Annotated in this window: 7 protein-coding genes and 1 pseudogene; 3 read left to right on the top strand and 5 right to left on the bottom strand. The window is 76.3% G+C overall.

Annotation, left to right across the window (positions count from 1 at the left end; genetic code table 11):
* Positions 1–35 precede the first annotated feature (35 nt).
* The gene (locus WCD41_RS05265; RefSeq protein ID WP_337712305.1) at positions 36–452 is read right to left on the bottom strand and encodes a VOC family protein; all 417 of its coding nucleotides are present in this window, start codon (positions 450–452) and stop codon (positions 36–38) included.
* 88 nt (positions 453–540) lie between these two features.
* On the opposite strand from WCD41_RS05265, the gene WCD41_RS05260 reads away from it, so the two are divergent.
* A complete protein-coding gene (locus WCD41_RS05260; protein WP_337712304.1) occupies positions 541–1,488 on the top strand; it encodes a helix-turn-helix transcriptional regulator in 948 nt (315 codons plus the stop codon).
* 109 nt (positions 1,489–1,597) lie between these two features.
* Here the strand turns inward: WCD41_RS05260 and WCD41_RS05255 are convergent.
* Positions 1,598–2,545: pseudogene (locus WCD41_RS05255) on the bottom strand (thiamine-phosphate kinase); the annotation flags it as partial.
* Positions 2,546–2,734: 189 nt separating this feature from the next.
* On the opposite strand from WCD41_RS05255, the gene WCD41_RS05250 reads away from it, so the two are divergent.
* Together WCD41_RS05250 and WCD41_RS05245 are read left to right on the top strand one after the other, a co-directional pair.
* Positions 2,735–2,971 (top strand): Lrp/AsnC ligand binding domain-containing protein, encoded by a 237-nt coding sequence (locus WCD41_RS05250; RefSeq protein WP_133824867.1) that lies wholly within the window; start codon positions 2,735–2,737, stop codon positions 2,969–2,971.
* A gap of 4 nt (positions 2,972–2,975) precedes the next feature.
* Complete coding sequence (locus WCD41_RS05245; RefSeq protein ID WP_337712303.1) at positions 2,976–3,533, top strand: DUF3515 domain-containing protein; 558 nt, start codon at positions 2,976–2,978, stop codon at positions 3,531–3,533.
* On the opposite strand, the gene WCD41_RS05240 is transcribed toward WCD41_RS05245, so the two are convergent.
* From WCD41_RS05240 to pdxR, 3 genes are read right to left on the bottom strand one after another with little or no spacing between them, the layout of a single operon-like run.
* On the bottom strand, positions 3,523–4,650 hold the full coding sequence (locus WCD41_RS05240) for a D-alanine--D-alanine ligase family protein (protein WP_337712302.1): 1,128 nt from the start codon (positions 4,648–4,650) through the stop codon (positions 3,523–3,525). The genes WCD41_RS05245 and WCD41_RS05240 overlap by 11 nt on opposite strands.
* 21 nt (positions 4,651–4,671) lie before the next feature.
* On the bottom strand, positions 4,672–5,478 hold the full coding sequence (locus WCD41_RS05235) for a tryptophan 2,3-dioxygenase (RefSeq protein WP_337712301.1): 807 nt from the start codon (positions 5,476–5,478) through the stop codon (positions 4,672–4,674).
* Positions 5,475–6,863 (bottom strand): MocR-like pyridoxine biosynthesis transcription factor PdxR, encoded by a 1,389-nt coding sequence (gene pdxR / locus WCD41_RS05230; RefSeq protein WP_337712300.1) that lies wholly within the window; start codon positions 6,861–6,863, stop codon positions 5,475–5,477. The genes WCD41_RS05235 and pdxR overlap by 4 nt, the downstream gene beginning before the upstream one ends.
* Positions 6,864–6,895: the final 32 nt, after the last annotated feature.

The following is a 6,895-nucleotide window of genomic DNA, read 5'->3' as shown; positions in this document are numbered from 1 at the left end:
CGGGGCTATCGCCCCGAAGTTCGCTCACATGGGGGTCAGTACTGCACGGCCACGTCCATCACCCACGTGACGCCGAAGCGGTCGGTGAGCATGCCGTAGAGCGGCGACCACGCGGCGGGGCCGAGCGGCACCCGCACCTCGGCGCCCGGCGCGAGGCCCTCCCACAGCGCGGTGACCTCCTCGGCCGTCTGCCCGCGCACCGAGACGAAGAACGACTCGGTCCCGCGGTCGAACGCCCGCGCCGCGGGCACGTCGAACGCCATGACGTGGAAGCCGCCCGGCGCGGCGACCTGACCCCACATCACCTGCTTCGCCTCGGCCGGGTCGCCCACCGCGCCCAGGTCCTCGTAGGTGACGATCGTCGGCTCGCTCCCGGCCACGCCCGCGTAGAACTCGAGCGCCTCCCGGGCCTCGCCGCGGAAGTTCAGGTGGACGACGGTCTGCACGGTCATGGAACTGCTCCCTCTGTTGCTGGCTGCAGGGACCATGGTCGTCGCCAAAGAGGCCAGGTTCTGGCCTCTTCTCGACGAGAATGGAGGCGTGCACGAGACCTCCGCCCGTCTGCTCGCCCTGCTGTCGCTGCTCCAGGCCCGCCGCGACTGGCCGGGCGGGCTGCTGGCCGACCGCCTCGAGGTCAGCCCGCGCACGGTGCGGCGCGACGTCGACCGCCTGCGCGACCTCGGCTATCCGATCCGGGCCACCAAGGGCCCCGATGGCGGGTACCGGCTCGACGCGGGCACCGACCTCCCGCCGCTGCTGTTCGACGACGACCAGGCCGTCGCCCTCGCCGTCGGGCTCCAGGTCGCCGCGACGAGCGGGGCGGGCGTCGAGGAGGCCGCCGCCCGGGCGCTGGGCACCGTGCGCCAGGTGATGCCCGCGCGGCTGCGGCACCGGATCGACGGGCTGCGGGTCACGGCGATCGGGGGACCGACCAGCGTCGACCCCGGCGTGCTCGCCGCCCTCGGGGACGCCGTGCGGGCCCGCGAGGTGCTGCGGTTCGGCTACGGCCCCGACGACGCGGACCCGCGCCGGGCCGAGCCCCACCACCTCGTCACCCGGGGCGGGCGCTGCTACCTCGTCGCCTGGGACCTCGAGCGCGCCGACTGGCGCACCTTCCGCGCCGACCGGATCACCCCGCGCACGCCGACCGGGCCCCGGTTCGCGCCGCGCGAGGTGCCCGGCCGGGACGTGGCGGCGTTCGTCGCGGGACGGTTCCGCGGCAACCCGGGTGCCGGCGACTGGCCCTGCCGCGGCGAGGCGATCGTCGCGCGGCCGGCCGCCGAGCTCGCCCCGTACGTGCGGGACGAGACGGTCGAGGAGATCGACGCGGGCCGGTGCCGGCTGGTGGCCGGGGCGTGGTCGTGGGTGGCCCTGGCCGCGCGCTTCGGTCAGCTCGACGCCGACCTGGACGCCGTCGCCCCCGCCGAGCTCCGCGACGCCTTCGCCGCCCTCGCCGACCGCTGCGCCCGCGCCGCCACCCCCATGTGAGCACTTTCCGGGCCTCCAGGCCCGGAAAGTGCTCACGTAGGCCGACCGGGCCATGTGAGCGAACTTCGGTGCTATGGCACCGAAGTTCGCTCACATACCCCCGGTCGGTCTAGCGCCAGTGCAGGTAGCCCGGGTCGCCGGCGCCGCCCCAGCGGTCGGCGTCGACCGTCACCCCGGTGCCGGCGCGGACCTGCCCGCACACCACCCAGCCCTCGGGCACCACGTCCTGCGAGGGGAACGTCGCCACCAGCGAGTGGTCCTCGCCGCCGGTGAGCGCCCAGGCCAGCGGGTCGCCGCCGAGCGCCGAGGCGACGTCGCGCAGCTTGTCGGCCACGGGCACGAGCCGCGAGGACAGGTCGATGTGCACCCGCGAGGCGGCCGCGACGTGGCCGAGGTCCGCGAGCAGCCCGTCCGAGGTGTCGATCATCGACGTCGCCCCCGCCCGCGCCGCGACGGGCCCCTCGCGCCACGGCGGGCGCGGCGTGCGGTGCGCGGCGACCATCGCCACCGGCGACCGGAACCCCCGGCGCAGCACGGCCATCCCCGCCGCCGACCACCCGAGCACCCCGCGCACCGCGACGACGTCCCCGGGCCGCGCGCCCGAGCGCGTGACCGCCGCGCGCCCCTCGAGCGAGCCGAGCGCCGTGATCGAGACCACCATCGTGTCGGCGGACACGGTGTCGCCCCCGACGACGCCGATCCCCGCGTCCGCCGCGCCGTCCCAGATGCCCGCGGCGAGACCGTCGAGGACCTCCGTGCTCGTCGAGCCGGGGCAGGCGAGGGACAGGAGCAGCGCGGTCGGCACGGCGCCCATCGCGGCGATGTCGGCGAGGTTCGCGGCCACGGCCTTGTGGCCCACCTGCTCCGGCGCCGACCAGTCGAGACGGAAGTGCACGCCCTCGACCAGCGTGTCCACGGTCGCGACGACCCGACCGTCGGGCGCCGCGACGACCGCCGCGTCGTCGCCGGGGCCGAGCAGCGTGGCCTCGGGCTGGAACCGGTCGCCGGCGAGACGGTCGATCACGCCGAACTCCCCGAGCTCGGCGGCCGTGTCGGCGGCAGCCGGCTCCGCCCGGGCGGGTCCTGCCCCGCCCGGTGCGCCCGCGCTCCGTCGGAGGGACCCCCCGGATCGTCCGTGTCCCCCGCGCCCGTTCGCCGTCCGGCTCACCCCTCGACTCGCTGCGGTACCTTCCCTGCCACCCTGGCCGGCGTCACCGTCGGCCCGTTCCCCCGAGGAGGCACGTCCGTGGTCCAGGCCTACATCCTGATCCAGACCGAGGTCGGTCGTGCCGCCGCGGTCGCCTCGGACGTGGCCGGCATCGACGGTGTGACCCGGTCCCAGGACGTCACGGGACCCTACGACGTCATCGTCTGCGCCGAGGCCGATGACGTCGACACGCTCGGGCGGGATGTCGTGGGCGCCGTGCAGAAGGTCCCCGGCATCACGCGGACGCTCACCTGCCCCGTCGTGTCCACCGACTAGCCCCGTGGTCCTCTCCCGCGCGCCCGGAGTGGCGCGGCGGCTGCCCCGCGTGCTGGTCGCGCTCGCGCTGTGCGTGCCGGTGCTGCTGGTGGTGGGCGTCATGGTCGCGTCGATGGTGCTGGTGCGCGAGCCGGTGCCCGACATCGACACGGTGCGGCTGCGGGTGCCCGCGGTGCCGACGCCCGCCGCCGCGAGCGCCGACTGCTCCCGGCTGCTCTCCGGACTGCCCGGGGAGATGGCCACCGAGCGAGGGATCGTGGCGCGCCGCGTGCTCGCCGACCCGGTGCCGCCGGCCACCGTCGCGTGGGGCGGCGAGGACGGGGCGGCGCCGGTCGTCATGCGCTGCGGGCTGCCCCGGCCCGTCGAGCTGGCCGGGGGCGGGTCGGTGACCGTCGTCAACGGCGTGGACTGGGTGGAGGTCGACGACGGCATCCCCGGCAGCGGGACGTGGGTGACCGCCGACCGCGCCGTCTACGTCGGACTGACCGTCCCCGACGACGTCGGCACCGGGCCACTCGAGGACATCTCCCGCGGGGTCAAGATCGCACTGGTCAGCCGCTGAGGTGTGACCGTCGGGCGAGCGCCGTCTCGACGAGCGTCGTGAGCAGGGTCGGGTAGTCGACGCCGGCCGTGGCCCACATCCGCGGGTAGAGCGACGTCGCCGTGAACCCGGGCATGGTGTTCAGCTCGTTGACGACCAGGTCCCCGTCGCCGGTGAGGAAGAAGTCCACGCGCGCCAGGCCCTCGACGTCCATCGTCCGGAACACCGCCACCGCGGTGGCGCGCACGGCCTCGGCGACGTCGTCGTCGAGCTTGGCGGGCACGTCGAGCTCGCAGGCGTCGTCCAGGTACTTGGTGTCGAAGTCGTACCAACCGGCGTCCCCACCGACGACGCGGACCTCGGCCGGCACGCTCGCCTCGACCCGGCCGTCGGGGTGCTCGAGCACGCCGCACTCGATCTCGCGCCCGACGATCCCGGCCTCGACGAGGACCTTCGGGTCCTCCCGGCGGGCGGTGGCGACGGCGGCCTCGAGGTCGGCCCAGTCGGCGACCCGGCTGATGCCCACCGACGACCCGGCCCGCGCCGGCTTGACGAACACCGGCAGGCCCAGGCGCCCGCGCTCGGCGTCGGTCAGCGTGTCCCGGTCGCGGCCCAGCACGACGGCGTCGCCCACCGGCAGGCCCGCGTCGCGTAGCAGCCGCTTGGTGACGTCCTTGTCCATCGACGCCGCGCTGGCGAGCACCCCGGCGCCGACGTAGGGGACGCCGGCCATCTCGAGCAGGCCCTGCACGGTGCCGTCCTCGCCGCCGGGGCCGTGCAGGACGGGCACGACGACGTCGACGCGGCCCAGCGAGCTGCCGTCGTCGAGGGCGACGAGCTCCCGGCGCGTGGGGTCGGCCGGCAGCGCGACCGGGCGGCCCGCGGTCACCTCGGGCAGCTCGCGGCCCCGCAGGCGCAGCTCGGACGGGTCGGTGGGGCCCAGCACCCACTCGCCGGTCGGGGTGATGCCGACCGCGAGCACGTCGTAGCGGGCCGGGTCGAGGTGGGCGAGCACGCTGCCCGCCGACAGACAGGAGATCTTGTGCTCGCTGCTGCGACCACCGAACAGGACGACCACGCGCGGGCGGTCCGCCCGACGGGTCGAGCTCCGCTGCGCTCCGTCTCCCGGGCCCGTCATGGCGCCGGAGCGTACGCGGGGCTAGAGCGCCGTCCGCACGGCGTACAGCTCCGGGAAGAACGACAGGTCGAGCACGCGGCGCAGGAACGACGCCCCGCTCGTCCCGCCCGTGCCGGTGCGCAGCCCGATGGTGCGCTCGACGGTCTTGAGGTGCCGGAAGCGCCAGAGCTGCAGGTTGTCCTCGATGTCGACGAGCTCCTCGCAGGTCTCGTAGACGTCCCAGTGCTCCTCCGGCGCGTCGTAGATCGCCCGGAACACCTCGACGAGCCGCGGGTCCTCCCGGTGCGGGGCGCGGACGTCGCGGTGCAGCACGTCGTCCGGCACGGGGTGGCCGCGCCGGGCGAGCAGGCGGAGGAACTCGTCGTAGAGGCTCGGGCGCCCGAGCGCCGTCGCGAGCAGGGTCTGTGCCGCCTCGTCGTCGGCGAGGACCTCCAGCATCCCGGCGTCCTTGGCGCCGAGGACGAACTCGACGGCGCGGTACTGGTAGCTCTGGAACCCCGACGACGAGCCGAGGAACCCGCGGAAGCGCTGGTACTCGGTCGGGGTCAGGGTCGCGAGCACCGTCCACTGCTCGATCAGCTGCTTCTGGACGTGCTTGACGCGGGCCAGGCGCTTGAGCGCGAGCGGGAGGTCGTCGGCGGCCAGGTCGTCGCACGCGCCCGTGAGCTCGTGGAGGGCGAGCTTGAGCCAGAGCTCCGAGGTCTGGTGCTGGATGATGAACAGCAGCTCGTCGTGGGCCTCGGGACGCGAGAGCGGGTGCTGCGCAGCGAGGAGCTCGTCGAGGTGCAGGTAGCGCCCGTAGGTCAGCGACGCCGGCGGCTCGGTCATGGGGCCAGGATCCTCCCCAGCCGCGTGAGCGCACCGTCGAGGTCGGCCGCGTCCGGGCCGGCCCAGCCGACGAGCACGCCGTGGGCGGCGCCGGGCGCACCGGGGTCGAGGTGGTTCTCGGCGAGCCCGCTCGTCAGCAGCCCCGCCCGGGCGGCGGCGTCGACGACCGCCTCCTCGGTGGCCCGGTCGGGCAGCGGGACGACGACGTGCGCGCCGGCCCGGTCGCCGCGCACGGCGTGGCCCGCGGCCGTGACGGCGTCGACGACCCGGGCGCGCCGGGCGGCGAGCTCGCGGCGCAGGCGGGCGAGGTGGCGGGCCAGGGCGCCGTCGGCGTGCAGGGCGGCGACCACCTGCTGGCCCGCCGGGCCGGGCCGCACGCTGGTCGCCCGCCGGCGCGCCAGCACCTCCTCGCGCAGCGGCGGCGGGGCGACCATCCAGCCCGCGCCCAGCGTCGGGCTCAGGATCTTGCTCGTGGTGCCCAGATGCACGGTGACGTCGGGCGCGAGGCCGGCGAGCAGGGGCAGCGGGGCGACGTCGTAGCGCAGCTCGCCGTCGTAGTCGTCCTCGACGAGCAGCGTCCCCTCGTCGCGGGCGCGGGCGACGAGCGCGGCGCGGCGGGCCAGCGGCAGGCGCGCGCCGAGCGGGTACTGATGGGCCGGCGTCAGGTAGACGGCGTCGACCCCGGACGGCACGTCCTCGACGCGCAGGCCCTCGTCGTCGACCGGCACGCCGACCACGTCCGCCCCGGCGTCGAGCAGCAGCGCGGTGGCCCGCCCGTAGCCCGGTTCCTCGACGGCGACCCGCGGGGCACGCCCCGCCCGTGTGCGCAGCACGGCGACGACCTCGGCGAAGCCGTCGGTGGTGCCGGCGGTGGCGAGGACGTCGTCGGGCGTGGCGGCGAGCCCGCGGTGGTGCAGCAGCAGGCGCGCGACGGCGTCGCGGTAGGCGGGGACGCCGGCGGGCTCCGGGCGTCGCGTCGGCTCGACGTCGCCGGCGCGCCGCCAGGCCCGCCGCCACGCCGCGCGGTCGAGCACCGCGACGCACGGCGCGCCCGGCCGCAGGTCTACTCCGTTCGTCGTATGTGAGCGAACTTCGGGGCCATAGCCCCGAAGTTCGCTCACATAGGCGGTGGCCAGCACGTACGTGCCGGCGCCGCGGCGGGGGCCGAGCCAGCCCTCGGCGACGAGCTGGTCGTAGGCCGCCGCGGTCACCGTGCGGCTGACCCCGAGCTCGTCGGCGAGCGCCCGGGTCGACGGCACCCGCTCCCCCACGCGCAGCGCGCCGCGCCCCACCGCCGCGCGCAGGCCCTCCGCGAGCTGCACCGCGAGCGGCGTCGCCGCGGCCCGGTCGAGCGGGAGCGCGAGCTCCGGGGGCACACCGCGCACGAGTGGCCTCCTGAACCCGGCGGGAAGTGGCC

This window comes from Actinomycetospora aeridis (genome assembly GCF_037400275.1).
GTDB lineage: Bacteria > Actinomycetota > Actinomycetes > Mycobacteriales > Pseudonocardiaceae > Actinomycetospora > Actinomycetospora aeridis.
This window is presented reverse-complemented; position numbering and strand designations above follow the sequence as displayed.

Bases quoted from the DNA above. Each gene is read 5' to 3' on its own strand.
- WCD41_RS05235 (WP_337712301.1), bottom strand. From the start codon at position 5,478: ATGACCGAGCCGCCGGCGTCGCTGACCTACGGGCGCTACCTGCACCTC.
- WCD41_RS05265 (WP_337712305.1), bottom strand. From the start codon at position 452: ATGACCGTGCAGACCGTCGTCCACCTGAACTTCCGCGGCGAGGCCCGG.
- WCD41_RS05240 (WP_337712302.1), bottom strand. From the start codon at position 4,650: ATGACGGGCCCGGGAGACGGAGCGCAGCGGAGCTCGACCCGTCGGGCG.